Origin of the sequence: Domibacillus sp. (assembly GCF_031181085.1) — a bacterium.
In the GTDB taxonomy this organism is placed as follows: Bacteria; Bacillota; Bacilli; order Bacillales; family Domibacillaceae; genus Domibacillus.
Genome location: NZ_JAPSLE010000015.1, coordinates 1 through 25,556, shown reverse-complemented (window position 1 = coordinate 25,556; position 25,556 = coordinate 1). Strand labels below are relative to the sequence as shown.

The 25,556-nt window shown below is 44.3% G+C and carries 27 protein-coding genes and 1 rRNA gene; 20 read left to right on the top strand and 8 right to left on the bottom strand.

Translation table 11 applies throughout. The features are described from left to right. Positions 1-145: 145 nt before the first annotated feature. The gene (locus RIN81_RS15425; RefSeq protein WP_251271967.1) at positions 146-367 is read right to left on the bottom strand and encodes a DUF1128 domain-containing protein; all 222 of its coding nucleotides are present in this window, start codon (positions 365-367) and stop codon (positions 146-148) included. A 74-nt stretch (positions 368-441) separates the two neighbouring features. Next, positions 442-1,791 carry an alanine/glycine:cation symporter family protein gene (locus RIN81_RS15420; protein WP_309091670.1) on the bottom strand — a complete coding sequence of 450 codons (1,350 nt, stop codon included), beginning with the start codon at positions 1,789-1,791 and terminating at the stop codon, positions 442-444. Between the two features lie 194 nt (positions 1,792-1,985). Here RIN81_RS15420 and RIN81_RS15415 point away from each other — a divergent pair, with 194 nt between their 5' ends. Then, on the top strand, positions 1,986-2,339 hold the full coding sequence (locus RIN81_RS15415; protein ID WP_242233788.1) for a hypothetical protein: 354 nt from the start codon (positions 1,986-1,988) through the stop codon (positions 2,337-2,339). A 15-nt stretch (positions 2,340-2,354) separates the two neighbouring features. Continuing rightward, positions 2,355-3,200, top strand: a complete 846-nt coding sequence (locus RIN81_RS15410) for a YihY/virulence factor BrkB family protein (protein WP_309091667.1) — start codon at positions 2,355-2,357, stop codon at positions 3,198-3,200. Between the two features lie 39 nt (positions 3,201-3,239). Here RIN81_RS15410 and RIN81_RS15405 read toward each other — a convergent pair whose 3' ends face one another. Further along, positions 3,240-5,147 (bottom strand): heavy metal translocating P-type ATPase, encoded by a 1,908-nt coding sequence (locus tag RIN81_RS15405; protein ID WP_309091665.1) that lies wholly within the window; start codon positions 5,145-5,147, stop codon positions 3,240-3,242. 342 nt (positions 5,148-5,489) lie between these two features. Here RIN81_RS15405 and cax point away from each other — a divergent pair, with 342 nt between their 5' ends. From cax to rlmD, 5 genes are all read left to right on the top strand, one after another. Beyond that, entirely contained in the window at positions 5,490-6,542 is a 1,053-nt protein-coding gene (cax, locus tag RIN81_RS15400; RefSeq protein WP_309091663.1) for a calcium/proton exchanger, read from the top strand. Positions 6,543-6,562: 20 nt separating this feature from the next. Further along, the gene (locus RIN81_RS15395; protein WP_242233784.1) at positions 6,563-6,742 is read left to right on the top strand and encodes an SE1561 family protein; all 180 of its coding nucleotides are present in this window, start codon (positions 6,563-6,565) and stop codon (positions 6,740-6,742) included. Between the two features lie 239 nt (positions 6,743-6,981). Continuing rightward, positions 6,982-8,526, top strand: coding sequence for a fumarate hydratase (locus tag RIN81_RS15390; RefSeq protein ID WP_309091661.1), 1,545 nt, complete (start codon positions 6,982-6,984; stop codon positions 8,524-8,526). Between the two features lie 99 nt (positions 8,527-8,625). Further along, positions 8,626-9,378, top strand: coding sequence for a delta-lactam-biosynthetic de-N-acetylase (pdaA, locus tag RIN81_RS15385; protein ID WP_309091659.1), 753 nt, complete (start codon positions 8,626-8,628; stop codon positions 9,376-9,378). Between the two features lie 58 nt (positions 9,379-9,436). Beyond that, the gene (gene rlmD / locus RIN81_RS15380; protein ID WP_309091657.1) at positions 9,437-10,813 is read left to right on the top strand and encodes a 23S rRNA (uracil(1939)-C(5))-methyltransferase RlmD; all 1,377 of its coding nucleotides are present in this window, start codon (positions 9,437-9,439) and stop codon (positions 10,811-10,813) included. 104 nt (positions 10,814-10,917) lie between these two features. Here the strand turns inward: rlmD and RIN81_RS15375 are convergent, their stop codons facing one another. Continuing rightward, positions 10,918-11,826 carry a TIGR01777 family oxidoreductase gene (locus RIN81_RS15375; protein WP_309091655.1) on the bottom strand — a complete coding sequence of 303 codons (909 nt, stop codon included), beginning with the start codon at positions 11,824-11,826 and terminating at the stop codon, positions 10,918-10,920. An 88-nt stretch (positions 11,827-11,914) separates the two neighbouring features. Between RIN81_RS15375 and recX the strand changes: the two genes are divergently transcribed. The 3 genes from recX to RIN81_RS15360 are packed head-to-tail and all read left to right on the top strand — an operon-like array spanning position 11,915 to position 13,322. Then, a complete protein-coding gene (recX, locus tag RIN81_RS15370; RefSeq protein ID WP_309091653.1) occupies positions 11,915-12,721 on the top strand; it encodes a recombination regulator RecX in 807 nt (268 codons plus the stop codon). A 2-nt stretch (positions 12,722-12,723) separates the two neighbouring features. Continuing rightward, entirely contained in the window at positions 12,724-13,047 is a 324-nt protein-coding gene (locus tag RIN81_RS15365; RefSeq protein ID WP_251272093.1) for a YfhH family protein, read from the top strand. Positions 13,048-13,052: 5 nt separating this feature from the next. Continuing rightward, complete coding sequence (locus RIN81_RS15360) at positions 13,053-13,322, top strand: YfhJ family protein (protein ID WP_251271958.1); 270 nt, start codon at positions 13,053-13,055, stop codon at positions 13,320-13,322. On the opposite strand, the gene RIN81_RS15355 is transcribed toward RIN81_RS15360, so the two are convergent. Next, the gene (locus RIN81_RS15355) at positions 13,316-14,305 is read right to left on the bottom strand and encodes a metal-dependent hydrolase (RefSeq protein ID WP_309091650.1); all 990 of its coding nucleotides are present in this window, start codon (positions 14,303-14,305) and stop codon (positions 13,316-13,318) included. The two genes, RIN81_RS15360 and RIN81_RS15355, sit on opposite strands and share 7 nt — an antisense overlap. A gap of 92 nt (positions 14,306-14,397) precedes the next feature. On the opposite strand from RIN81_RS15355, the gene mutY reads away from it, so the two are divergent. From mutY to RIN81_RS15330, 5 genes are all read left to right on the top strand, one after another. Next, positions 14,398-15,489, top strand: coding sequence for an A/G-specific adenine glycosylase (mutY, locus tag RIN81_RS15350; RefSeq protein WP_309091648.1), 1,092 nt, complete (start codon positions 14,398-14,400; stop codon positions 15,487-15,489). Continuing rightward, entirely contained in the window at positions 15,486-16,229 is a 744-nt protein-coding gene (fabL, locus tag RIN81_RS15345) for an enoyl-[acyl-carrier-protein] reductase FabL (protein WP_309091646.1), read from the top strand. Before mutY ends, fabL begins: the two co-directional genes overlap by 4 nt. 89 nt (positions 16,230-16,318) lie before the next feature. Continuing rightward, positions 16,319-16,510 carry a gamma-type small acid-soluble spore protein gene (locus RIN81_RS15340; protein WP_242233774.1) on the top strand — a complete coding sequence of 64 codons (192 nt, stop codon included), beginning with the start codon at positions 16,319-16,321 and terminating at the stop codon, positions 16,508-16,510. A gap of 150 nt (positions 16,511-16,660) precedes the next feature. Then, positions 16,661-17,191: a nucleoside tri-diphosphate phosphatase gene (ntdP, locus tag RIN81_RS15335; protein ID WP_309091644.1), complete on the top strand. Its 531-nt coding sequence runs from the start codon at positions 16,661-16,663 to the stop codon at positions 17,189-17,191. A 51-nt stretch (positions 17,192-17,242) separates the two neighbouring features. After that, the gene (locus tag RIN81_RS15330) at positions 17,243-18,988 is read left to right on the top strand and encodes an ABC transporter ATP-binding protein (protein WP_309091642.1); all 1,746 of its coding nucleotides are present in this window, start codon (positions 17,243-17,245) and stop codon (positions 18,986-18,988) included. Positions 18,989-19,019: 31 nt separating this feature from the next. Here RIN81_RS15330 and RIN81_RS15325 read toward each other — a convergent pair whose 3' ends face one another. Then, entirely contained in the window at positions 19,020-20,096 is a 1,077-nt protein-coding gene (locus RIN81_RS15325) for an aromatic acid exporter family protein (RefSeq protein WP_242233771.1), read from the bottom strand. 158 nt (positions 20,097-20,254) lie between these two features. Continuing rightward, the gene (locus tag RIN81_RS15320; protein WP_309091641.1) at positions 20,255-21,544 is read right to left on the bottom strand and encodes a glutamate-1-semialdehyde 2,1-aminomutase; all 1,290 of its coding nucleotides are present in this window, start codon (positions 21,542-21,544) and stop codon (positions 20,255-20,257) included. A 129-nt stretch (positions 21,545-21,673) separates the two neighbouring features. On the opposite strand from RIN81_RS15320, the gene bcp reads away from it, so the two are divergent. The 3 genes from bcp to perR all read left to right on the top strand — a co-directional run bounded on the left by bcp (position 21,674) and on the right by perR (position 23,673). Next, the gene (bcp, locus tag RIN81_RS15315) at positions 21,674-22,141 is read left to right on the top strand and encodes a thioredoxin-dependent thiol peroxidase (RefSeq protein ID WP_309091639.1); all 468 of its coding nucleotides are present in this window, start codon (positions 21,674-21,676) and stop codon (positions 22,139-22,141) included. Between the two features lie 13 nt (positions 22,142-22,154). Continuing rightward, positions 22,155-23,099 carry a D-2-hydroxyacid dehydrogenase gene (locus tag RIN81_RS15310; RefSeq protein WP_309091637.1) on the top strand — a complete coding sequence of 315 codons (945 nt, stop codon included), beginning with the start codon at positions 22,155-22,157 and terminating at the stop codon, positions 23,097-23,099. A 115-nt stretch (positions 23,100-23,214) separates the two neighbouring features. Next, positions 23,215-23,673, top strand: a complete 459-nt coding sequence (perR, locus tag RIN81_RS15305) for a peroxide-responsive transcriptional repressor PerR (protein WP_242233767.1) — start codon at positions 23,215-23,217, stop codon at positions 23,671-23,673. Between the two features lie 45 nt (positions 23,674-23,718). Here the strand turns inward: perR and RIN81_RS15300 are convergent, their stop codons facing one another. Beyond that, positions 23,719-24,075, bottom strand: a complete 357-nt coding sequence (locus RIN81_RS15300) for a YgzB family protein (RefSeq protein ID WP_309091635.1) — start codon at positions 24,073-24,075, stop codon at positions 23,719-23,721. Between the two features lie 115 nt (positions 24,076-24,190). Between RIN81_RS15300 and RIN81_RS15295 the strand changes: the two genes are divergently transcribed. Together RIN81_RS15295 and RIN81_RS15290 are read left to right on the top strand one after the other, a co-directional pair. Continuing rightward, positions 24,191-25,060 (top strand): nucleotidyltransferase-like protein, encoded by an 870-nt coding sequence (locus RIN81_RS15295; RefSeq protein ID WP_242233765.1) that lies wholly within the window; start codon positions 24,191-24,193, stop codon positions 25,058-25,060. Positions 25,061-25,354: 294 nt separating this feature from the next. After that, positions 25,355-25,556 (top strand): 16S ribosomal RNA (locus RIN81_RS15290); the annotation flags it as partial.

Sequence of the window (25,556 nt, the reverse complement as noted above, 5' to 3'; positions counted from 1 at the left end):
ACTATATTCACTATTATAACCATATCCGTATTCAAGCGAAACTAAACAACCAGCCGCCGGTCAAGTACCGGCAGCTGGCTGCTTAAAGGTGTTTTGATCCCTGTCTCAAAAATGGGGGTCAGTCCCAAGGAAGCGGGTGTTTTTATTATTTACGCAAGTTTCCAAGTTCTTCGGCAATTGCCTGCATTTCACTCGGGCTAAAAGACTGCTTGCGGACCACTAATTCATAGATATCCTTTAAATCGTCATAGGAAGAAGTGCTGAAATGCTCAGGGCTTATTGCACCCGTGTTTACCATTCGCAATTTCGTTGTGATTTCATCAACCATATACTGAATATTTTCTGCTGATTTTTTGCTTAAATCCAAGACGTCGTCACCTTTTTCATTTTTAACCATCATTCCACGTTTTAGGAAGGTTGTCAATAAAGGAAAAGAAAAGCTTAAACAATATCTTTCTCTTCGCGTATTTTCTTTAAAATAATTCGTGTTTCTGAAACGACAACACCGGAAAGAGCCAGGACGCCGATTAAATTTGGAAATGCCATTAAGCCATTCATAATATCCGAAAACGTCCAAACAAGATCAAGGCTCGCTACCGCTCCAACAAAGGCAGCGAACACAAAAGCAGTCCGATAATAAGGAATGATTTTTTTGCTGAATAAATAGGTGCAGCATTTCTCGCCGTAATAAGACCAGCCGATAATCGTAGCGGAAGCGAAAAACAGCAAGCCGACGGCGACCACATAAGAACCGGCAGAGCCAAGAAAAGTATTAAAGGAAGCGGTAGTCAATTCACTTCCATGCAGGCCGCTGTTATACTGGCCCGCTAACACAATCGTCAGTCCAGTAATCGAACAAATAACAATCGTATCAATAAATACCTGCGTCATGGAAACAAGCGCCTGGCGTGCCGGAAAATCGGTTTTGGCTGCAGCCGCCGCAATCGAAGCAGAACCAAGACCCGCTTCATTGGAGAAAACACCCCGGGCCACACCATAGCGTATCACGGTGCCAAGAGCACCGCCCGCAGCTGCGTCCCCTGTAAAAGCATCCGCCAGAATCAAGGAAAGCGCTGCTGGAATTTGTTCTGCGTTTATCAATAAAACAATCAAGCCGGCAAGTACATAAAAAACAGCCATAAAAGGAATAAAAAAGGAAGTAACCCGTCCAATGCTTTGAATACCGCCAAGGAGGACCAGGCCTGTGAAAAGCATCAGTGCGAGACCGGTTGCCCAATTCGGTATATGAAAAACAGACCGGACGACTCCGGAAACGGAATTGGCCTGAACAAGGTTGCCGATACCGAAAGCGGCAATGGCGCCAAAAGCAGCAAACAAAACACCGAGCCATCTTTGGCGAAGTCCGTGTTCAAGGTAGTACATCGGGCCGCCGGACATTTCACCGTTTTCGTCCTGCACCCGGTATTTAACCGCGAGAACGGCTTCTGCATACTTTGTAGCCATTCCGAAAAAAGCGCTGATCCACATCCAAAAAAGAGCACCTGGCCCGCCTATTAATATAGCGCTGGCTACACCTACAATATTTCCGGTGCCGATTGTAGCGGCCAGCGCTGTCATTAAAGCCTCGAAATGAGAGATGTCTCCCTCTGAGTCAGAATCCTGGCTTTTGCTGAATGCCAGCTTGAGGGAATAAGGAAGCAGCCGTATTTGTAAAAAGCCGATACGCAAAGTAAGGTAAATACCGGTAAGGGTGATTAAAATTAACAGAGGCAGGCCCCAGATAAATGAGCTGATGCGGCTAAGTATCTCTAAAAGGCTGTCTTGTCCCATTTCAGACCTCCATTTCTTTTTTTTTTTGAGACCCATTTGGAAATCAGCTGGCCGGCTAATGGATTTATTTTTTATGAATATGCGTTTTAATCTTTTTTATTAAGGGAAAAGCTTGAACATCGAAAAGGAAAACTGGCTTGGCAAGCCGAATACTTTAAAATGCTGAGACAAAGAAAAGAAAGGATGATCATTCAATGGGTAAAGGTAAATTTTTCATCAGTGTAGCAGCAGGAGCTGCAATTGGAGGCGCAATCGCATTATTAGACAGCAGAACACGCCAGGAGATGGCTTCTTGGACAAGTTATGTTATTGCGCTTGCAAAAGATCCGGAACAGCTGACAACATCATCACGTGAGCTGATTGACCGCGCAACAGAAACAGCACAAAAAATTAATGAAGACGTTTCTTTTATTAAAGGCAAGGTGGATGATTTAAAAGAGCTGACACCAGAAGTGAAGGATCTTGTCGAAGAAACAAAATCTACCTTTGTGCCCCAAGAACAGGGACCAGCTGCTTCGTCACCAAGTGCAACTAACCCGACGTTATAACGGAGGAGAGTTCTATTGGCAGGTCAAACAGATAAAAAATCAGTGCTTCGCATTTTTATTAAGCACCTGCTCAGGCGCGTAAAGTCGTCCGATGTACCAGGTGTTGCTGCGCAAATGGCTTACTTTTTCCTGTTAGCGCTGTTTCCGCTGCTGATCTTTATGGTCACGCTGCTCGGGTATTTGCCGATGGATCCGAATGAAGTATTTAATGTAATCAAGGACTTTGCGCCTTCCGATTCCTTAAGTCTTGTACAGGACACACTCCAGGAAGTGACATCCAATCAAAATGGCGGTCTGTTGTCCGTCGGGATTTTGGGGACCATCTGGTCGGCATCCAATGCGATGAACGCAGTTATTAAAGGGCTCAACTATGCGTATGACGTAAAAGAAACAAGACCTTTTTATATAGCGCGCGGACTGTCGATTTTGTTGACCTTCGCTTTTATCTTTGTAATTGCGGTCATGCTGATTCTCCAAGTATTTGGCCAGCAGATCGGCGAATTGGCGTTTGAATTTTTAGGCATGGGTGATGAATTCCTAGCCCTGTGGACATGGATTCGATTCCTGCTGCCGCCGGTTGTTTTATATTTAGTGTTTGCCGGGCTGTACTACCTGGCACCGAACTTAAAAATAAAATATGTAACCGTTGTGCCCGGCGCCATTTTCGCTACAATTGGATGGATTATTACTTCACTCGGTTTTTCATTTTATGTAAATAATTTCGGCAATTATTCGGCCACATACGGAAGTATCGGGGGAGTGATCATTTTAATGATCTGGCTTTACCTGTCGGCGATGATTATTCTCGTTGGCGGTGAAATCAATGCCCTGCGCAATGATCAAAAACGTGGAGCAGCATAGGAAAAGCCCCGCTTGAGAAATTCTCAAGCGGGGCTTTTTTTAAGTGTGTTTCAATAAACGAAGGCCGTTTAATATAACGAGAATCGTACTTCCTTCATGGCCAATAACGCCAAACGGCAAATCCAGCATTTGGAAAAAGTTGGAGATAATCAAAAGAACAATCACGGAAATGGAAAAGACGATGTTTTGTTTCACAATCTTCTGCATTCTGCGGGACAGCTTAATAGCATCGGCAATTTTCGGAAGATCATTTTTCATTAAAACGATATCTGCTGTTTCAAGCGCTACATCCGAGCCTTCGCCCATTGCGATGCCGACAGAAGCAGAAGCAAGGGCAGGTGCATCGTTAATACCGTCGCCCACCATCACGACCGTTCCATATGTTTCGAGCAGTTTTTTTACTTGATCTACCTTATGCTCTGGCAGGCAGTCGGCAATATAAGAATCAAGCGATGCTTCAGAAGCAATAGCGCGGGCAGTTTTTTCACTGTCACCTGTCAGCATAATGGTAAAAATGCCTTCATCCTGCAATGTTTTAAGTGCCTGCTTTGTTTCTTCGCGTATGATATCCTGCAGAGCAATAATCGCGGCAATGCCGTTTTCATCGGCTACATAAACCGTTGTTTTGCCTGCCTGGGCAAATTGAAGGGCAGCTCCCTCTGCAAAAGCGGCTGCTTGCTCGTTTCCTACAAAATCAGCTTTGCCAATTTTCCAGGTCTTCGTGCCGACGGTTCCTTTTACGCCCCAGCCGGCTGCATCTTCAACGTGCTCCGGGGGAGAGAAGGCAATGCCCTCTTTATTTACATAACGGACGATGGCATGAGCAAGCGGATGATTGGACCGGCTTTCAATGGAAGCAGCTGCCCCAAGCAATTCCATACGAGCCACATCATCGCGGATAATCACATCGGTTACTTCTGGTTTACCGCGTGTTAACGTACCGGTTTTATCAAAAGCAATGGCTTTTACATGACTTAAATTTTCCAGGTGGGCGCCGCCTTTAAACAAGATGCCGTTACGGGCGCCGGTAGAGATAGCCGACAGTGTAGCCGGCATAATAGAAGCAACCAGTGCACACGGTGATGCAACAACAAGCAGGACCATAGCACGGTAAAACGTTTCAGTCCAGCTCCAGCCGAGAAGGTAGTGCGGCAGAAACATCATGAGCGCTACAACGGCCAGTACCGCTTTTACATAGATTCCTTCAAACCGTTCAATAAATTGTTGTGATGGTGATTTCTCACTTTGTGCCGACTGTACGAGATTGATGATTTTTTGAAAAAGAGTTTCATCTGCTCTTTTTGTGACATCAATATAAACCGACCCGGTCATATTGACTGTTCCGGCAAAAACATCCGCTCCGGCTTCTTTGGAAACAGGGATCGATTCACCGGTAATAGCGGCCTCGTCAATCGTTGTATAGCCTTTTGAAATCCGGCCATCCGCCGGTACACGCTCACCAGGCTTTACGACAATCACATCGCCGCGCTTTAATTCGGAAACATGAACAGACTCTTCCGTTCCATTACGAACCACAAGTGCTGTATCAGGCTGAATCTCCATAAGTGCAGAAATTTCCCGCTGGCTTTTATTCATCGTATATGTCTCCAGAGCACCGCTCACTGCAAAAATAAAAATTAATATGGCTCCTTCTGTCCAATAGCCAATCGCTGCTGATCCGGCTGCAGCTAAAATCATCAGCATTTCTACATTCAGTTCTTTTTCTTCAATTGTTGCTTCAATGCCTTCTTTGGCTTTTGCGTAGCCGCCAATTAAAAAAGCAGATAAATACAAAACAACCGATGCCATATCACTGCCATTCCGATCCAGCAGCCAGCCAGCCACAATAAGCAGGCCACTGAACAAAGCGGCAATCAATTCGATATGCGAAGTGATTTCATCAAACCATTTTTTCGCTGCTGGTTGATTCTCAATATGTGTAATCATTTATGTATCCTCCTTTTCTAATTGAGAATGAAGATCGTCTTATTGATGATGATTATCATTACCAAAACCTTTATTGATAAGGAATTTCAATTAGAATAAATTAATTTTTATTTTATAATAATTATAATGTAATAAGTATCATACCATAATTAAAAAAAGATGCAAGGGGTATATTACAGGCTGTGAACAGGGAAAGGAGATTTTAGAGATAGAGAAAAGGAAAGCAAATGTTCAATCGGAAAAAAGGAAAAATAATTCAGGCGATGGTGTTAAACCGGGTAAAGAGCGGGTATGATGACTAAGTATTAAGCTGTTTACTTTGACGCATTGGAGTGTGGGATTATGGGAAAAGTGTTTGCAATTATCATTGCAGCAGGTCTGCCATTGGCGGTTGCAGGTTCACTTTTACACTGGCCGAGTGTGGTCATGTTCGTTATTTGCAGTGCAACTGTGATTGCCCTGTCAAGTTACATGGGAAGGGCTACTGAGAGCTTGGCGATCGTCGTCGGGCCGCGTATAGGCGGACTGCTGAATGCGACTTTTGGAAACGCCGTTGAACTTATTATTTCGATTTTTGCTTTAAAAGCAGGACTGACCGGTGTCGTTCTTGCTTCTTTGACAGGTTCGGTACTCGGAAATCTGCTCCTGGTAGCGGGCCTTTCCTTTTTCATGGGTGGACTAAAATATAAGCGCCAGACGTTTAGCGTCCATGATGCGCGTCACAATTCAGCATTGCTTATCTTTGCGGTTGTAGTAGCATTTGTGATTCCAGAAATTTTTTCTCTTAACATGAATGAAGCAAAAACATTGAACTTAAGTATAGGCATTTCGATTGTCATGATCGCCATTTATTTAGCGGGACTGTTTTTTAAGCTTGTGACTCATCGTGGTGTGTACGCCACTGAAGAAGGGGCAGCTCACCACGAAGAAGCACCGGAATGGGGCAAGAAAAAAGCAATTATTATTTTGCTTGCCGCAACGGCAGCAGTTGCCTATGTGGCTGAAAGTCTGGTTCATACATTTGAAGCGGTCGGTGAACAATTTGGATGGTCTGAACTTTTTATTGGGGTTATCATTGTAGCGATTGTCGGAAATGCCGCTGAGCATGCATCGGCAATTTTAATGGCAATGAAAAACAAAATGGACATTGCGGTTGAAATTGCGATTGGTTCGACACTCCAGATTGCTATGTTCGTGGCACCGGTGCTTGTGCTCGTATCGCTTCTTTTCCCAACACCAATGCCGCTTGTATTCACCGTACCGGAGCTTGTTTCAATGATTACTGCCGTATTTTTGGCGATTAGTATTTCCAATGATGGTGAAACGAACTGGTTTGAAGGGTTGACACTTCTGGCCGCATACTTCATCATGGGCATTGGCTTTTACTTGCTGTAAGGAAGAAAGGAAGAAAAGACTTGAAACCAATTCATGAAAAAGAAAAGCAGGTCGTTTACTTAAAAGAACGGCTCAATATCTTTATGGAAGTGCTGGATTCCATTGATCCAGAAGAAACAGAAGTAGAAGATATTGATCGTTTAATTGAAATGATCGATGATATTGAATTAAAATGTGAACAGTTTCGCAGCCGCGGATAAAAAAAGACGATCCTGATTGGATCGTCTTTTTTTGCGAGGAACATCCGTTGAACTGCACCCGAAACAACAAATCATTCATTGTGCTTCATTTATAATAGCATTCTATTTTTCGGGAGCGAACAAAACATAATACTGAAACCGTTTGCGAATTTTTCTTTTAAACGTTTTGCCACAGGCGTATAATAAGGAAGATGGCAGCTGTTTTGTACATAAGTAAAATCCTGAGGGGGAACTGCACAATGAATTTGGAAACACTTCAGCAAAGCATGTATACGTTAATTGTCGAAACATCAACGAATCTTCCGAAAGATGTGCGCCGCGCTGTGAAACGGGCAAAAGAGCGTGAAAACGCAGGCACACGGGCAGCAATGAGCTTGGATACGATTACAACGAACATTAAAATGGCAGACGATAATATTTCACCGATCTGCCAGGACACGGGAATGCCAACGTTTAAAATCAAAACGCCTGTTGGTGTCAACCAAATACATATTCAAAAAGCGATATATGCTGCTATTGAGCAGGCGACAAAGGACGGAAAGCTTCGTCCAAACTCAGTTGATTCGCTTGATGGGTCAAACAGCGGAAACAATCTTGGTCCGGGAACACCGGTGATTAAATTTGAACAGTGGGAAGAAGATTATATCGATGTCCGCCTTATTTTAAAGGGAGGCGGCTGTGAAAATAAAAATATTCAGTACAGCCTTCCGTGCGAGCTTGAAGGGCTTGGCAAAGCCGGCCGCGACTTGGACGGCATTCGTAAATGCATTATGCATTCTGTTTATCAGGCGCAGGGGCAGGGCTGTTCAGCCGGTTTTATCGGTGTCGGCATTGGCGGCGACCGTTCATCTGGATATGATTTAGCGAAAGCACAGCTTTTCCGCGGCGTAGATGATGTAAATGAAAATGAAGAGCTGCGCAAGCTCGAAGAATACGTACTTGAGCATGCAAACGAGCTTGGCATCGGTACAATGGGCTTTGGCGGCGAAACGACACTGCTTGGCTGCAAAATCGGTGTGATGAACCGGCTGCCGGCGAGCTTCTTCGTTTCTGTTGCGTACAACTGCTGGGCGTACCGCCGTTTAGGAGTAGCTGTAAATGCAGAAACAGGCGGAATCAACGAATGGTTTTACCAGGATGGAGACGATGTATCATTTGATTCAGACCAGCCTGAAAAACAGGAAGTAAAATCAGAAAGCCGTGTTGTAACGCTGGAAGCGCCGATTACAGAAGAACAAATTCGTGAGCTGAAAGTCGGCGACGTGGTTCAAATTAACGGCATGATGTATACAGGCCGTGATGCGATCCACAAACATTTAAGCACTGCCGATAGTGCGCCGGTTGACTTGAACGGACAGGTGATTTACCATTGCGGTCCGGTAATGCTTAAAGATGAAAATGGACAGTGGCACGTAAAAGCAGCTGGTCCGACAACATCTATTCGTGAAGAGCCGTACCAGGGTGATATTATGAAGCGTTTCGGCATTCGGGCTGTAATCGGAAAAGGCGGTATGGGTCCAAAAACGCTGCAAGCGCTGCGTGAGCATGGCGGCGTGTATTTGAATGCAATTGGCGGTGCCGCACAGTATTATGCAGACTGCATCAAAGGAGTAGAAGGTGTTGACCTTATGCAGTTTGGTATTCCAGAAGCGATGTGGCATTTGCGTGTAGAAGGATTTACCGCTGTTGTAACGATGGATTCACATGGAAACAGCCTGCATGAAGAAGTGGATAAAACATCACTCGAAAAATTAGCGAAATTTAAAGAACCTGTTTTTGCTTAAGAAAAGCCGGCCTTGTGCCGGTTTTTTTGTTTGAAATATCTTTCCACGGATGAAGAATTCTTATACAGCACATCTTATTTATAAAAGGATGGTGCTGAGATGAGACAATTTATTATGTTTGTCGTTTTTCTTTTTATGCTGCCGGTTATTGCCGTGTCGTCAGAAGCCGTTCATTGGGGATTTAAAAAAGCGTCAGACGGACGCCCTGCTGAAGCAGGCGCCCAGCTTGACGAAATGCTGGCGAAATATGACTCCTTTTATAAAGGGGATACAAAGAAAAAAGTCGTCTATTTAACCTTCGACAATGGATATGAAAATGGCTACACGAAAAGCATTTTAAATACGCTAAAAAAAGAAAAAGTGCCTGCCGCTTTTTTTGTAACGGGTCATTATGTGGATAGTGCATCTGATTTGCTGAAACGGATGGTAAAAGAAGGACATATTATCGGCAACCATTCCTGGCATCATTATGATTTAACAACAGTACCAAGCAGCACAGTCATCGAAGAGTTTAAATCGGTTGAAAAAGAAGTGGCTAAAGTAACCGGACAGAAAAAAACAAAATATGTCCGCCCGCCGCGCGGAATTTTTTCTGAAAACGTGTTGAAAACCGCTCAAAAAGCTGGCTATACACATGTGATGTGGTCATTGGCTTATGTAGATTGGTATGCTGATCAGCCGAAAGGAAAACAATATGCCTATGATGAAATTATGAAGCAGATCCATCCGGGTGCCGTCATCATGCTGCACAGCGTATCAAAAGATAATGCCGAGGCGCTGCCGGATGTCATCCGTGATTTGAAAAAGAAAGGCTATACGTTTAAATCTCTCGATCATCTTGCCGGCGCTTAATGCCCGGCTTCTTTTGATTGGCATGGTTCTGTGATACAGTTAAATATGAGGTGAAGAAATGAAAAACGGGATTGATATGAAACCGGGACAAACGTTCCCGCTTACGATAAAACGATTAGGAATTAATGGGGAAGGCGTTGGCTATTTTAAACGAAAAGCTGTTTTTGTACCAGGTGCCCTGCCAGGAGAAGAAATTACCGCAGAAGCGGTAAAGGTTATGCCGAAGTTTACAGAAGCGGTAGTGAAAAAGCTGCGCAAACCTTCGCCAGAACGGGTAACGCCGCCATGCGACATTTACGAAAAATGCGGCGGCTGCCAGCTTCAGCACCTTAGCTATGAAGGGCAGCTAAGGGAAAAAAAAGAACTGGTTGTCCAGGCGCTTGATCGCTATACTTCTTTTAATATTGACAAACTGCCGATCCACGACACCATTGGAATGGATGATCCTTGGCGTTACCGAAACAAGGCACAGTTCCAAACAGGTGTGTACAAAGGTAAAATGATCACGGGCTTATACAGCACCAATTCAAACCAGCTTGTGAATATTGAGGAATGTATTGTTCAGCATAAGGCGGTTGATGAAACAATCCGACTGTCCAAAAAAATTATGAATAAGCTGTTTATTCCGGTGTACAGCGCTAAAAACAAACAAGGCGTTAAAACGATCGTTGTCCGGTACGGGTTTGAGACGGGAGACGTACAAGCTGTGGTCGTAACCGGAGATAAAACGTTTCCGAAAGCAGAAGAGTTTGCCAAGCAGTTGATGGAGTTAAAGCCGCGTGTGAAGTCAGTTGTTCATAATATAAATCCAGGCAAAACACACCTCGTAATGGGTGATGTTTCAAAAACCATCGCTGGCAGCGATACGATTTCCGAAGAGCTGGGCGAGTTTGAATACGAATTGTCTGCCCGCGCATTTTTTCAATTAAATCCGGTACAGACGAAAAAACTGTATGATGAAGTTAAAAAAGCCGCAAACGTGCAGCCATCCGATAAAGTGGCTGATGCTTACTGCGGTTCCGGAACCATCGGTCTTTGGATTGGAAAGAATGCAGCGGAAGTGCGTGGAATGGACACGATTGCGGCATCTATCAAAGATGCCCGTACCAATGCGGAAAAGTACGGTGTGAAAGCAACATACGAAGTCGGCCCTGCCGAAAAGTGGCTGCCAATCTGGAAGGAAAAGGGCTGGGTACCGGATGTGCTCGTGACCGACCCGCCGCGTACCGGACTGGACCCGAAACTGATTCAAACGATTAAGCAGATTCAGCCATCTGTATTTGTTTACGTATCCTGCAATCCATCTACGCTGGCAAAAGATTTAGTGGCACTGGCCCCTGTGTACAAAATCGACAGCATTCAGCCAGTTGACATGTTTCCACAAACGGCGCAAGTAGAGACGGTCGTAAAGCTTACAGTAAAATCGAAATCATGATAAGGTAAAATGATTCATTTTTCGAGTTATCCTGAAAATGAATTGTAATGGGCAGTTTAAAGAAGAGTAAAAAGCACGAAACAATATTGTTTCGTGCTTTTTCTTTAACTTGAATATAAGTCGCTCAGCGCTCCACGGAGAAGAGGAAATTGAAAAACAAATCCGGCCTGAGTGAGTTTGGCCGGGAGTACGCGCTGGCTATCAAGAACAACGGTGCTCATTTCACCAAGTGTCAATTTTAACATTGGCTCGGGAACAAACAGCCAGTGCGGTCGGCCAAGCACTTTGGCAAGTGTTTTCCCAAGGTCATTCATTCTGGCTGGGTTTGGGGCTGTAATATTCATAGGTCCTTCTATCGCTTCATGTTCAGCCGCAAACCGAATAGCGCGGGCGACGTCCCATACATGAATCCACGATACCCACTGCCGGCCAGAGCCGAGTTTGCCGCCTGCGCCGATTTTATAGGGAAGAGCCATTCTTGGAAGTGCACCTTCTTCTGTACCCAGCACAACGCCAAACCGGGCAAGAACGGTCCGGATTCCCGCTTTATCCGCTTCAATCGCTTCGCGTTCCCATATATTGACCACTTGGCTTAAAAAACCACTGCCAGCTGCGTTAGATGATTCGGTAAACGTATCCAGATCAGAAGAGGGGTAAATCCCTATAGCACTTGCATTGATAAACACTTTTGGCTTTTGCTTGAGGGCCTTCACGATGCGGACCATTTCCCGGGTAGCCGTGATACGGCTGTTTAAAATTCTTTGTTTTCTTTCTTCTGTCCATCGTCCACTGTTAATGGATTCGCCAGCCAGGTTAATAAAAACGTCCGTTCCTTCTAACACTGCTTCCGGTTCTGCTCCATCTGCGAGCCACTTTACGTAATGAAGGCGGTCTTCTTCTTTCTTATTTTCGGGATTTCGCGTTAAAATAGTAACATCGTATCCATGACGGATCAGCTCATTTGTTAATTCTTTGCCGACAAATCCGGTTCCGCCTGCGATCACTGCTTTCATCATTAAGACCTCCCGCTTTTTACTATATAGTATTTTACCTGTTTCATTCGAAAAACAAACTAGACGAATGTGCCAAGGAGGGGTGTAGATGGGAGTTATTACGAAAATATCGGTACAGCAAAAGCGGATAGACCGCTATAATATAGAGGTGGATGGCAGCTACGCGTTCAGTGCCGACGAAGCGGTTTTAATAGAATTTGAATTAAAAAAAGGGCGAGTGCTGGCTGAAGCGGACATTGAAGCGATTACTGTGCGGGACGGTGTTTATCGCGGTGTCAACACAGCCATTCAGTTTTTATCTCTTCGCATGCGGTCAAAAAAAGAAGTGCTCGACTATTTAAAAAAGAAGGAAATCGAACCAGGCGCATGGGATGAAATTATGGAGCGGCTGGAAACAATGGGTTATTTGAATGATGAACAGTTTGCAGATGCATATATAAAAACACAAATCCAAACAACAGAAAAAGGGCCAAAGCTGATTTTGCGCGAGCTAAAAGAAAAAGGAATTGACGATCATGCGGCTTCTCTCTTGATCGAGCAGTTCACAGAAGAAGACCAGGTTGAAAAAGCAGCCGCGCTATTTGAAAAGCAGCTTAAAAAATTCAAACGTGATTCCGCATTTTTGCAGCAAAAAAAAGCCGAGCAGTACATTATGACAAAAGGCTATTCTGCTGATATTGTAAAAAAAGCAGCCACTGCCGCTGAGCCGGATGAGGAAGCGGAATTGGAGGCTCTTATGCATCAGGCGGAGAGAGCGCATCGGCGCTACCGGTCCTTTGAGGAACGGGAGTACCGGCAGAAAATGAAAGCGGCTCTTTATCGAAAAGGGTTTGATTTATCAGATATTGACCGGGTGATTGACCGCCTGTTAGAAGAACAAAGAGGAGACGAGTGAACATGGAGCAGGAAAAGCGATACAGTGACATGAGCGAAATAGAACTAAAGCAGGAAATTGCCCGGCTTCGGGAAAAAGCACGAAAAGCCGAGCAGCTTGGTATCGTAAATGAGTTTGCGGTATACGACCGGAAAGTGACGATGGCGCAGGCTTATTTGATGAATCCGGATGATTTTAAGCCGGGCAAAATGTATGAATTAACGACTGACCCAGGTCAATACTTTAAAGTAGAGTATATGAATGGTGTTTTTGCCTGGGGATATCGATTAAATGGGGATGGGAAAGAAGAAGGTATCCCGATCTCACTATTAAATAAAGGAGTGTAATCAGCATGGAAGAAACATTTCAAGCATTAACAAAGCGGCTGCTTCAAAAAAACAGCCGCTTGTCTGTTGCCCGCGCGAGAACATGGGTAGAGCTTTTATGGGAAGACTTTGAAGCTACATACGCCAAAGCAGGCTATGAGTATCAGGGAAAAGAGCGGACAGAGAAAATGGTCACCCAGCTCATTGACAGCTATGGGGCGAACCTGCATGAATTTGCTGCCCGCAATCCGAAATACAAGCATTTATTAGATGACTCTGATGATCTGACTCATTGATCGCCAGGGACAAAGGTAAGTTTTTTTCGCAGCTTTTCTTCGCTGAAAATCCAGCCTGTATAAGAGCCGATAATGTTGTAATCCATATCGAGCTTCACAACCGCCACAAATGGATAGTACTCTTTGCTGCGGTAGCGGAGGTCAATAAACTTTACTTCGTAGCAGTCATCATATTCAGCCATTTCCCACCGGTAAACAGGTGAAAAGTGAAGAAAAGCATCCAGGTTTTTATCTTTTTTGGCCGCTTGGAACAAGGGGGTATCCGGCACAGGAACACGTTTGTATTTATCAAGAATCGTGACAGAACGCCGGTATCCTCTTGCTACATAAAAGTGTTCAGGGGATTTAACCGCAATCCGCCATTGATTAAAACGCATGGTTGGTGCGATAATAATTTCTTCTGCGTCCGGGATCAAGCGGCGAACGGACTCGCGTACAGCTCCCTGTATTTGAAAGCGGAGAATGTAGTAAATAAACAGAACCGCATACACGATGACAAATGTAGGGGCAGGCTCAAAGCCGGCCAGCCACCAGAGCAGGAGCCCGATCACATGCATCGTGAAAATAAAGGAATCAAACGTGTTGATGACTCCAAGGGCTACCCATCTTGAAGAAAATGGACGGAGCGCCTGTGTACCGTATGCGTTAAAGATATCAACGAATACGTGGAGAAAAACTGCAATTTGCGCCCAAAGCCAAAGATGAAAGACGTCAGCGTCTCTAAAAAGCAGAAACAACGCACCTGTAATAAGAAGGGGCCACATTACAACAGCTGGAATAGAATGAGTAGCTCCCCTGTGATTTCGGATATAAACCGCATTGTTGCGGAGTTTCAAAACGGTATCAATATCAGGGGCCTGCGAACCGATGACAGCGGCTGTCATAACGGCATATTTTGTAGCGGGATCTGCCGCAACGACCGGATCAAGCGTGGCAAGACCGCCGAGCGCAAAGCCCATGACAATGTGGGTACCAGTATCCAATAAGGACAGCCTCCTTTAAAAAAAGTCTCATGTAAGTGGTATTCCCGAATTCTAGTCTATTGTAACATGGAGAAAGCGGAGGGACAGTTAATTTGCCGGAAAACAGTGCACTACAGAATATAAACACCAAGAAATTTCAACAGGATTTAGTCGGCTGGTATGAAGCAGAAAAGCGCGACCTCCCATGGCGGCGTGAACGTGATCCCTATAAAATATGGGTATCCGAAATTATGCTTCAGCAAACAAGAGTGGATACTGTTATTCCATACTTTAACCGGTTTATGGAGCAATTCCCAACCGTTGAATCACTGGCATCGGCAGACGAAGATGCCGTTATGAAAGCATGGGAAGGGCTTGGGTATTACTCGCGTGTTCGTAATTTGCAGTCAGCCGTTAAGGAAGTAGCCGAGCGCTATGGCGGTACAGTGCCGTCTGACAGAAATGAATTTTTGTCCCTAAAAGGCGTAGGACCTTACACGGGCGGTGCAGTGCTGAGCATTGCGTATGGACTTCCTGAGCCGGCAGTAGACGGAAACGTCATGCGGGTACTTTCTCGTATTTTAACGATATGGGACGATATCGCTAAGCCGTCGACACGCAAAGTGTTTGAAGAAGCCGTTCGCCATTTAATATATAAAGAAGATCCCTCTTCCTTTAACCAAGCATTGATGGAGCTTGGCGCCATGATTTGCACTCCTTCATCACCATCCTGCTTATTATGCCCCGTTCAAAATCATTGCCAGGCATTTGAGGAAGGGGTTCAGCGTGAGCTGCCAGTGAAGACAAGGAAGAAATCAGATAAGAAAGTCCGGATAGGCGCTCTTGTTCTGCAGGCGCCGGATGGAACGGTTCTAATTGAAAAAAGGCCGGAAAGCGGTTTGTTAGCAAAATTATGGCAGTTTCCAAATATGGAGCTGCCTGTGGGAATCAATCCGCGCGGGGCACTGGCTTCCTATATGGAAACGGAATATGGAATGACCGTTCAGATCAATCCGGAAAAAGTAACAGACATTACCCATGTTTTTACCCATTTAACGTGGGAAATCGATGTGTATGTAGGAACAGTCGATGTAAAAGTACAAAAAGACCGAACGGCATTTGTGCCGGCCCATGAAATAGAAACTTACGCGTTTCCTGTTTCTCATCAAAAAATTTGGAAGCACGTGAAAGGAATGGACCAATGAAAACAGCTCTTGTAACAGGGTCAAGCCGCGGCGTCGGCAAAGCCATTGCCATTGCACTTGCAAAGCAGGGATATGACATTGTGGTAAACTACGCTCGCAGCAAAACGGCGGCGGAAGAAACCGCAAAAGAAATTGAGTCGCTCGGGCGCCGGGCTTTGGTTATTAAAGCAAACGTAGGAGATACAGCAAAAATCAAAGCCATGTTTGAAACGGTTGCGCAGGAATTCGGTCGATTAGACCTTTTTATTAACAACGCTGCCTCCGGTGTACAGCGCCCGATTATGGAGCTTGAAGAAAAGCATTGGGACTGGACGATGGACATTAACAGCAAGGCTCTTTTATTTTGTGCGCAGGAAGCGGCAACATTAATGGAAAAAAACGGCGGCGGCTCCATTGTCAGCATCAGCTCGCTCGGATCGATCCGCTATTTGAAAAACTACACAGCAGTCGGTGTGTCAAAAGCAGCGATGGAGGCGCTGACCCGTTATCTGTCTGTGGAACTGGCGCCAAAGAATATTGTGGTAAATGCGGTATCGGGCGGAGCGATTGACACGGACGCTTTAAAGCACTTTTCAAACCGTGATGAAATTTTGGCAGATGCCAGGGAAAACACACCAGCCGGACGTATTGTTGAAATGGATGATATTGTGCAAACCGTCTTGTTTTTAGCATCGCCAGGCGCTTTTATGATACGTGGGCAAACGATTATCGTGGATGGCGGCCGCTCACTTCTTGTTTAATTTTTTGTGCATAACTCTCCCCCTTTTTGGTCAATATAATCAACGTGGAGAAGGTCAAAGCCACAAAAAAAACTGCAGGGGTGAAGAACATGCCAAACAAGCGTAATAAAACAGTAGCCGGCACAGACGTAAACGTAGTGAAAAAGCAAAACGCTGCATCTGCTCAAGGTCAAGGTCAGCAGTATGGAGAAGAATTTGCTTCTGAAACAAATGTGCAGGAAGTACAACAACAAAACGCGAAATCTGCAGCACGTAAGAAAAACTCCACAACAAACGGCTAAAAAGCCAAACAAATGGAGCCCCGGCAATGATGCCGGGGCTTCATTTGTTTTCATTTGGCTTGTTAATCGGTATAATATAAAAGAAACGTTTTATCGTTTGAACAAAAAGGAAATAAAAAAGCAGGTGACGCTGGAAAGTAGGGGACAACGATGGAGATTCCTGCAGAAGGTGAATCGGTTCAGATTCACAGCTACAAACACAATGGCCACATTCATCGGGTGTGGGAAGAAACAGTTGTCGTAAAAGCAACTGAAAATATTGTAATCGGCGGAAATGATCGGACGATTGTAACAGAATCAGACGGACGTACGTGGGTTACCCGCGAGCCGGCGATTTGTTACTTTCACACACGAAAATGGTTTAATGTGATTGGGATGCTGCGTGCAGATGGTATTCACTTCTATTGCAACATCAGTTCACCATTCGTATTTGACCAGGGAGCGCTCAAGTATATTGACTATGATCTTGACGTAAAGGTTTTTCCTGATATGACGTACATTCTGCTGGATGAAGATGAGTACCGACAGCATAGCCGTGAAATGAATTATCCGGAAGTGATCGATAAAATCCTGCGGCGGAATATGGACCATCTGCTTTATTTGATTGAGCAGAAAAAAGGCCCTTTTTCTCCCGGGTTTATTGAACGCTGGTACGGGAAATATTCTCAGCTGTGCCGTTAAATGCCTGTTGAAGTATTCAACAGGTTTTTCGTGGTGGATGGGAGGTTAAGTATGGATGTAATTAAACGGTATATGCAGTTTGTCAAACCATATAAATGGCAGATTGCCGGCACACTAATCATCGGTATTTTAAAATTTGGGATACCGCTATTGCTGCCTATCCTCATTAAATACGTAATTGATGATATTATTGGCGGCTCGATGAGTGCCGCCGATAAAAAGGAACAGCTTTACCTGGTGATTGGACTTATGCTCGTTTTGTTTATCATTGTTCGTTATCCGGTGGAATATTACCGGCAGTACTTTGCCCAGTGGACAGGGAGCAAAATATTATACGATATCCGTGACCAGCTGTTTGCGCATATTCAAAAGCTCAGCTTTAAATACTATGCCAACACACGTGCAGGCGAAGTAATTTCACGTGTGATCAATGATGTAGAGCAAACAAAAAACTTCGTGATTACCGGCTTGATGAACGTCTGGCTGGATGCAGCGACCATCGTGATTGCTGCCATTATTATGATGACAATGGATGTAAAGTTAACGCTGGTAGCGCTTGTTGTGTTCCCGTTTTACGGACTAAGCGTAAAGTATTTCTTTGGCAATCTGCGCCGTCTTACACGTGTCCGCTCACAGGCGCTCGCCGAGGTACAGAGTCATTTACATGAGCGTGTGCAGGGAATGCCGGTTATTAAAAGCTTTGCTATAGAGCCGGTGGAGCAAGAGCGTTTTCAAAAACACAATCAAAACTTTTTGCAAAAAGCGCTTGATCAAACAGCCTGGAATGCTAAAGCGTTTGCTGTTGTAAATACCTTGACTGATACCGCGCCGCTTTTAGTCATTGGGTATGCCGGCCTGCAGGTGATTGACGGAAACTTAACAGTCGGGACAATGGCGGCTTTTATTGCGTATATTGATCGTTTATACAACCCGCTGCGCCGCCTTGTGAATTCATCCACTACGCTTACACAATCCATTGCGTCAATGGACCGTGTATTCGAGCTTCTCGATGAAAAGTATGATATTACGGATAAAAAAGGCGCGTTAGAATGCCGAAGTGTGAAAGGTGATATTTTATTTGAACACGTGGATTTTCGATACGATGAGAAAGAAGAGCTCGTTTTAAGGGATATAGATCTCCATGTAAAAGCAGGAGAAACGGTTGCCCTTGTCGGCATGAGCGGCGGCGGCAAGTCATCTCTTGTCAGCCTGATTCCCCGTTTTTATGATGTAACAGGCGGCCGTATATTACTCGACGGTACAGATATTCGAGATTTTAAAGTGCGCTCTCTTCGCGATAAAATCGGCATGGTGCTGCAGGATAATATTTTGTTCAGCGACTCAGTCCGGGAAAATATTTTGCTTGGACGCCCTGGTGCGACGGAGGAAGAGGTCGTAGAAGCGGCTAAAGCAGCCAATGCACATGATTTTATTATGGCACTGCCAAACGGCTACGAAACAAAAGTCGGTGAACGTGGTGTAAAACTGTCTGGGGGACAAAAGCAGCGTGTTGCAATCGCGCGTGTGTTTTTAAAAAATCCCCCGCTGCTTATTTTAGATGAAGCAACATCTGCTCTTGATTTGGAAAGCGAGCATTTAATTCAGGAAGCGATTGAAGCGCTGGCAAAAACAAGGACCACCTTTATTGTAGCGCATAGATTGTCGACGATTACTCATGCAGACCGCATTATTTTAATTGAACACGGTGAAGTGGTCGAAGACGGCTCGCACGATGAGCTGATGAAAAAACAAGGCGGTTACTGGAAGTTGTTCCAAGTTCAGCAATTAAACCAATAAAAAAGCAATGCCCCGTTCGGGCATTGCTTTTTTATTCTTCTTCGTACTCCGGTGCCTCATCATCTGTATGGTATTTATAAAAGCTTGTCATCAGATGATCAAGATTCTCAAGCTTTTCGCCATACTCCAAAATGGAAGAGACAATATGGAGAAGGTGAATAGAAGAGGTGATTTCATGCTGATTATCTTTGTAAATTTGATCCGTAAACATGTGCATAAATTCATCACGATTCATACATGGTTCAAACAGTTCCTCTGACGTTTCCGTAGTTTTTGCTTTGCCGACAAACCGGAGAAGCAGGTGCTCGTGATAGCTGACAAGACAGTCAAGATGATCCTGCATCGTACGCAGCAGTTGAGGGTTTAAGTGGTGAAGTTCATTTTCATACTGGTTGAGCCGCTGTAGAATATCCATACTCCGTCTTGTTGTTAGAATTAATTTCCGGTACAGAACGATTTTCCGCTGCTTTGCCCGAAGATTTTTCTTCAGTGGTGTCCGGTCTTCTTTATAAAGTAAGAACATATTATCAATTTTAATTAATTTTTCGCGCTGTCTAACAATGTCTTTTTTTAACAGATATGACTCAGATGCGTTCCGTGACGTAATACGAATCCATTTCAAGACGTCTTCATTCAGTTGATTAATTAATGAAAACAGCTTGGTTTCGTATTGGGGCGGCAGAAAAATCAGGTTCACTAAAAAAGAAGATAAAACACCAATCGAAATATTAAACATGCGAATCATAGAGAACTGGACGAACTGGTCGTTTTGCACTTCCATAATAGCGACGATTGTTACAAGGGCGATTGGAATAGATTTCTCAAGCTTAAATTTAAGCAATAAAATAATGCAGATGATAACAGCCATGCCGATAATAATAATATGGTTGCCAAAAACAAGTACAAAAAGGATGGCCAAAACAGCTCCGATAATATTTGCTTGAACTTGTTCAATGACGGTTAAATAAGACCTGTAAATATTCGGCTGGATAGCAAATATCGCAGCAATTCCTGCTAAGACCGGCGACGGCAGGTTAAGCCACTGTGCAAGGTAAAGAGCCAGTACAATAGCAATTCCCGTTTTGAATATGCGGGCACCAAGCTTCATTGGGTCAGTAATTCCTTTCCTAAAGAATTGTATAAATACGTATTTACCGCAAATTTTTGCGAGTGAAACAAACTGTACTATACAACGGAAAAGAAGGCATTGCAAGTGAAAGAAAAATGAAAAAGAAACGCCTTCAAATTGAAGGCGTTTCCTTATGCTTAAGACAGTTCAGCGAAGGCTTCTTCCGCCGCTTTTATCGTCGTTTGAATATCTTCTTCTGTGTGGGCTGTCGTCAGGAACCAGGCTTCATATTTAGACGGAGCAAGATTAATGCCGCGGTGCAGCATTTCCTTGAAAAACTTAGCGAACTGCCCGCCGTCTGTTGCTTCTGCCTGCTCGTAATTTACGACCTTCTGATCGGTAAAGTAAACAGTCAAAGCACCTTTTAAACGGTTAATGGTGATAGGGACATTGGACTTTGCTGCTGCCTGAAGAAGTCCTGCTTCAAGCATCGCACCAAGCCGGTCCAGCTGCTCGTAAACGCCTTCCTGCTCAATCACTTCCAGACACGCAATACCAGACAGCATGGAAGCTGGGTTTCCAGCCATCGTTCCTGCCTGATAAGCCGGTCCAAGCGGAGCTACTTCTTCCATAATATCAGCTCGTCCGCCGTAAGCGCCGATTGGCAGGCCGCCGCCGATAATTTTCCCAAGCGCTGTTAAATCCGGTGTAACGCCGAGTAAATCCTGGGCGCCGCCATATATAAAGCGGAAAGCAGAGATAACTTCGTCAAAAATAAGCAATGAGCCGGCCTCATGGGTGAGCCGTTTAACTTCTTCTAAAAAGCCTGGGTTCGGCTCAACGATGCCGAAATTGCCGACGATCGGCTCGATCATGACGGCCGCTACATTGTCACCCCATTTTTCAAGTGCTTCTTTTAACGGTTCGGTTTCATTAAATGGGACGGTAATGACTTCCTGAGCAATACTTTTTGGTACACCGGCAGAATCAGGCGTGCCTAGTGTAGACGGTCCGCTGCCGGCTGCAACAAGAACAAGGTCGGAGTGTCCGTGATAGCACCCGGCAAATTTGATGATTTTATCGCGTTTTGTATAAGCACGCGCCACACGAATCGTCGTCATAACCGCTTCCGTACCGCTGTTTACAAACCGTATCTTATCTAGTGCCGGCATTGCCTTCTTCAGCTTCTTGGCAAACGTTACTTCATGCTCGGTCGGGGTACCAAAGAGAACACCGTTTTGTGCCGCTTTCGTAATGGCTTCGGTAATATGCGGGTGGGCATGTCCGGTAATAATGGGTCCATAGGCCGCTAAATAGTCAATGTATTCATTTCCATCTACATCCCAAAAGCGGGCGCCGGCACCGCGTTTCATGGCAACAGGCGACCCTCCGCCTACCGCTTTATAAGAGCGGGACGGACTATTTACGCCGCCAACAATATGTTTGAGCGCTTCTTCATGAAGCGCTTCTGATTTTGAAAAATTCATTATGACAAGCCTCCTGGTTTAGTTTCCTGTTTTATTGTAGACCTCTTCAAGAAAGGAATCAATGTATCGCTTTCGGGTTGCTAATTTCGATTTGATTCGCTACGCTAAAAGAAAAAAGGGGGAAACAGTATGTCCAATTTAATAGGAAAGCCCGCTCCAGCTTTTGTGCTGCCGGACCAGGATGGCAGGATGGTAGACCTTGCTGGCTTAGCAGGGAAGAATGTAGTGCTTTATTTTTATCCGAAAGATATGACACCCGGGTGTACAACCGAAGCATGTGATTTTCGGGATCAAAACAGTTTGTTTGCCCAGTACGATACGGTCGTGATCGGTGTGAGTCCGGATCCGGCTGCACGGCATCAAAAATTTATTGAGAAGCACCAGCTGCCTTTTACCCTGCTTGCAGATGAAAAACAAGAAGCAGCAGAGAAATATGGTGTCTGGACGCTTAAAAAGAATTTTGGCAAGGAATATATGGGTATCGAACGCTCTACCTTCTTGATTAATAAAGAAGGCATAGTTGTAAAAGAATGGCGAAAAGTGCGTGTAAAAGGGCATGTAGAAGAAGTACTGGCGGCTGTGAAAGAGTTGAGCTAAGGAGGGGTATGCGTTGAACATCGTTTTTACATTCCGTCCGCCTAGAATGATTCAAGCGGACCTTCAAACAAAATTTCCAAATGAAACCTTTTCATTTTATAAACACATCGACGAAGCACGCCCGCTTCATGAAGCGGAAATTCTCGTTACCTTTGGCAGCGACTTGACGAAAGAACATATTGACGAATGTAAGTCATTAAAATGGATTATGGTCGCATCAGCCGGTATCGAGGAAATGCCGCTGCAGGCGATCAAAGAACGAGACATTTTAGTCACAAATGCGCGAGGTATACATAAAACGCCAATGGCAGAATTTACAATTGGGTTTATGCTGAATCATGTAAAACGGTTTGCCGAGCTGCGAAAGCTTGAACAAACGGAAACGTGGAACAAGCAGCTTCCGCTTGGAGAACTTTACGGAAAAGAAGTGACTGTTCTTGGGACAGGCGCAATCGGACAGGAAATCGCCCGTCTTGCAAAAGCATTCGGCATGACAACAACAGGGGTTAATAAAAGCGGCCATGCAGCGGAGGGATTTGATCGGGTTTTCTCTATTGATGAATTGATATCAGCTGTCCGTGAAGCAGATTTTATTGTCTCTGTGCTGCCAAGTACGCCGGATACGGTGAACGCTTTGGGGACAGAGCATTTTGAAGCAATGAAAAACACAGCTGCGTTTATCAATATTGGACGCGGTGACCTTGTGTCAGAGACAGTTTTACTTTCAGCCATTAATGATGAGGAAATCGCACATGCTTATCTTGATGTGTTTGTGAAAGAACCGCTTCCAGAAGGCCATCCATTCTGGCGGCATCCAGGCATTACAGTTACACCACATATTTCCAGTGTAACGGAGAGATACGTTCCCCGAGCGATAGAGATCTTTGAGCATAATCTACACTGTTTTATGGATGGCGGCGAGTATGCAAACGTTATCGATGTTACAAAAGGTTATTAAACCGGCGATAAGCCGGTTTTTGTTTACCATTGACAATGGGACTCATTTGGCTGTACACTGTTTATAAAGATTATAAAGTAATAATCCTTTTTAGAAAGAAAAGAGGTGTCTGTCCTTGTCACATACACATGTACATGAATCCCAGGATCAGCTAAAGGCAGCGCTTGATACCTTGAAGCAAACGGGTGTCCGCATTACGCCTCAGCGTCACGCAATTCTTGAGTTTCTCGTTGAGTCGATGACACATCCAACGGCTGATGATATTTATAAAGCACTTGAAGGGAAATTCCCAAATATGAGCGTGGCTACTGTATATAACAATTTGCGGGTATTTCGTGAAGTAGGTCTTGTAAAAGAGCTGACATATGGTGATACGTCTAGTCGTTTTGATTTTGTTACGACAGAGCATTATCATGTGATTTGCGAAGAATGCGGCAAAATTGTTGATTTTCACTATCCAGGATTAGATGAAGTTGAGCAGCTGGCAGCGCATGTAACGGGCTTTAAGATTAGTCACCACCGTATGGAAGTGTACGGAACGTGTGCAGAATGCAGCCAGAAAGATCTGCATTAAAAAACCTCCACACCCTTTTGGGATGGAGGTTTTTATGTATGCTGATTAATCAAAGCGTTTCCTTTGATTATACTTTTCATCAAATTCTTTTCCTTCTAAAGAAGCGTCTAGCGTCAGAGGTTCACGGCAGTGCATACACATATCAACGCGCCCAAGCATTTTCGTCGGCTTCTGGCAGGTTGGGCAGACGACTTGGACTGCTCGGGTCGACAGCATGCCGATCCAAAAATAAACAACTGTGCTGGCGACAATACATAGAAGGCCAAGCAACATAAAAAGCGTCATAACAAGCGCATTTTCCCGAAAGAAAATCCCGCCGTACATGACAACGAATCCGATAAAGATCAGGCTCAAAGCAAAAGTACGAATCTTATTAATTTTGCTGGCATATTTTTTAGCCATTTCTCATCCCCCTAGAGAACACTATACCATATAATCTCTGTTTGCTTGAGGGAGGAATTCGACATTTTATGTCGAAACTAATCAAAACGAAATTCAAATGTCTGGAGGAAAAGAAGTGGAAGATCTTTTGCGTCCTTTATATCAAGAGCGGACAAGTCAGCAAAACACGCTCGGGGTGCTGGCCGTGCAAAAAAACGAACAAAATCGGGCGTTTACCGAAAACTTTGATTCTATCCTGCTGATTATCGTGAAAGAAGCGGATGAGCCCGTTTTTATTAAACATTATGTAGATCGAAATGAAGAAACAGCCTCCATGTATATCATAACAGAAGCGCAACTAAAAGAATGGCTTCTTCTAGGCTCAAATCGAAAAGTTATTGAATGGTTGTATCATGGCCGGATTTTATTTGACCGTAATGAATATGTGCAGGAATTAAAAACAGAAATGCGCGATTTTCCATTTTACGGCCGTAAAATTAAAATGACTATTGAATTTGCTAAATTGATTAAGCGATATACAGATGGAAAAGCATTTTTTAATGATGGTCACTTTTTAGATGCCTACAATCACGTACTTCATTCTCTGCACCATCTTGCGCGGCTTTCTGTCATTGAAAATGGCTTTTATCCAGAACTCACTGTCTGGAATCAAGTGCGGCATATTGAACCGGAGATTTACAAACTATATGAAGAGCTTTTAACAAGCGATGAAAATCTTCAAAAAAGACTAGAGCTGCTGTTTTTAGCGAGCGAATTTTTGATTCACTCTCGGACTGAGCGGGGAGCGGAGCATTTATTGTCCTTAATGAAAGAAAAAGAATGGTGGACAATCAGCGAGTTACTGACTCATGAAGAAGTAATGCATTATGCAGTTGATCTCGTTACATTAATAGAATATTTAATCGACCGGCAGCTTGTTCAAGTTGTTTCTGTTCAAACAAAAGGACAAGGTGTATTTCATCGTTATTATCAGGCGAAAAAATAATTGATCTTTTTTGAAAAAAGTAATTGACTCGTGGATAGAACCAATGTTATATTAATTAGCGTCGCTGATAGGTAAACAAAAAACAGCTGAAAAAAATAAAAAATAATGATTGACGGGAGATACTTGTCATGGTATTATTTAAAGGTCGCTGTTCAGAGTTTTAATACATCGACGCTAAGTTAAATTGAACATTGAAAACTGAACAAAATCAATAAAAACGTCAACGTTTTAAATTTTTATCTTCCATTAAAAACACCCCGTGTTTTAATGGAAACAAATGAGCAAGTCAAACACTTTTTGGAGAGTTTGATCCTGGCTCAGGACGAACGCTGGCGGCGTGCCTAATACATGCAAGTCGAGCGGACGGATGGGAGCTTGCTCCCTGAAGTCAGCGGCGGACGGGTGAGTAACACGTGGGTAACCTGCCTGTAAGACTGGGATAACTCCGGGAAACCGGGGCTAATACCGGATAATATCAAGAGCTGCATGGCTCTTG

What these genes read in the sequence shown, in the direction of transcription:
- RIN81_RS15365 (WP_251272093.1), top strand. Translation starts at nt 12,724, where the DNA reads ATGGAGCAGGAAAAGCGATACAGTGACATGAGCGAAATAGAACTAAAG.
- RIN81_RS15330 (WP_309091642.1), top strand. Translation starts at nt 17,243, where the DNA reads ATGGATGTAATTAAACGGTATATGCAGTTTGTCAAACCATATAAATGG.
- RIN81_RS15405 (WP_309091665.1), bottom strand. Translation starts at nt 5,147, where the DNA reads ATGATTACACATATTGAGAATCAACCAGCAGCGAAAAAATGGTTTGAT.
- RIN81_RS15320 (WP_309091641.1), bottom strand. Translation starts at nt 21,544, where the DNA reads ATGAATTTTTCAAAATCAGAAGCGCTTCATGAAGAAGCGCTCAAACAT.
- RIN81_RS15375 (WP_309091655.1), bottom strand. Translation starts at nt 11,826, where the DNA reads ATGAAAGCAGTGATCGCAGGCGGAACCGGATTTGTCGGCAAAGAATTA.
- bcp (WP_309091639.1), top strand. Translation starts at nt 21,674, where the DNA reads ATGTCCAATTTAATAGGAAAGCCCGCTCCAGCTTTTGTGCTGCCGGAC.
- recX (WP_309091653.1), top strand. Translation starts at nt 11,915, where the DNA reads ATGGGAGTTATTACGAAAATATCGGTACAGCAAAAGCGGATAGACCGC.
- RIN81_RS15340 (WP_242233774.1), top strand. Translation starts at nt 16,319, where the DNA reads ATGCCAAACAAGCGTAATAAAACAGTAGCCGGCACAGACGTAAACGTA.
- ntdP (WP_309091644.1), top strand. Translation starts at nt 16,661, where the DNA reads ATGGAGATTCCTGCAGAAGGTGAATCGGTTCAGATTCACAGCTACAAA.
- rlmD (WP_309091657.1), top strand. Translation starts at nt 9,437, where the DNA reads ATGAAAAACGGGATTGATATGAAACCGGGACAAACGTTCCCGCTTACG.
- cax (WP_309091663.1), top strand. Translation starts at nt 5,490, where the DNA reads ATGGGAAAAGTGTTTGCAATTATCATTGCAGCAGGTCTGCCATTGGCG.
- RIN81_RS15415 (WP_242233788.1), top strand. Translation starts at nt 1,986, where the DNA reads ATGGGTAAAGGTAAATTTTTCATCAGTGTAGCAGCAGGAGCTGCAATT.
- RIN81_RS15325 (WP_242233771.1), bottom strand. Translation starts at nt 20,096, where the DNA reads ATGAAGCTTGGTGCCCGCATATTCAAAACGGGAATTGCTATTGTACTG.
- RIN81_RS15360 (WP_251271958.1), top strand. Translation starts at nt 13,053, where the DNA reads ATGGAAGAAACATTTCAAGCATTAACAAAGCGGCTGCTTCAAAAAAAC.
- RIN81_RS15420 (WP_309091670.1), bottom strand. Translation starts at nt 1,791, where the DNA reads ATGGGACAAGACAGCCTTTTAGAGATACTTAGCCGCATCAGCTCATTT.
- RIN81_RS15300 (WP_309091635.1), bottom strand. Translation starts at nt 24,075, where the DNA reads ATGGCTAAAAAATATGCCAGCAAAATTAATAAGATTCGTACTTTTGCT.
- fabL (WP_309091646.1), top strand. Translation starts at nt 15,486, where the DNA reads ATGAAAACAGCTCTTGTAACAGGGTCAAGCCGCGGCGTCGGCAAAGCC.
- RIN81_RS15390 (WP_309091661.1), top strand. Translation starts at nt 6,982, where the DNA reads ATGAATTTGGAAACACTTCAGCAAAGCATGTATACGTTAATTGTCGAA.
- pdaA (WP_309091659.1), top strand. Translation starts at nt 8,626, where the DNA reads ATGAGACAATTTATTATGTTTGTCGTTTTTCTTTTTATGCTGCCGGTT.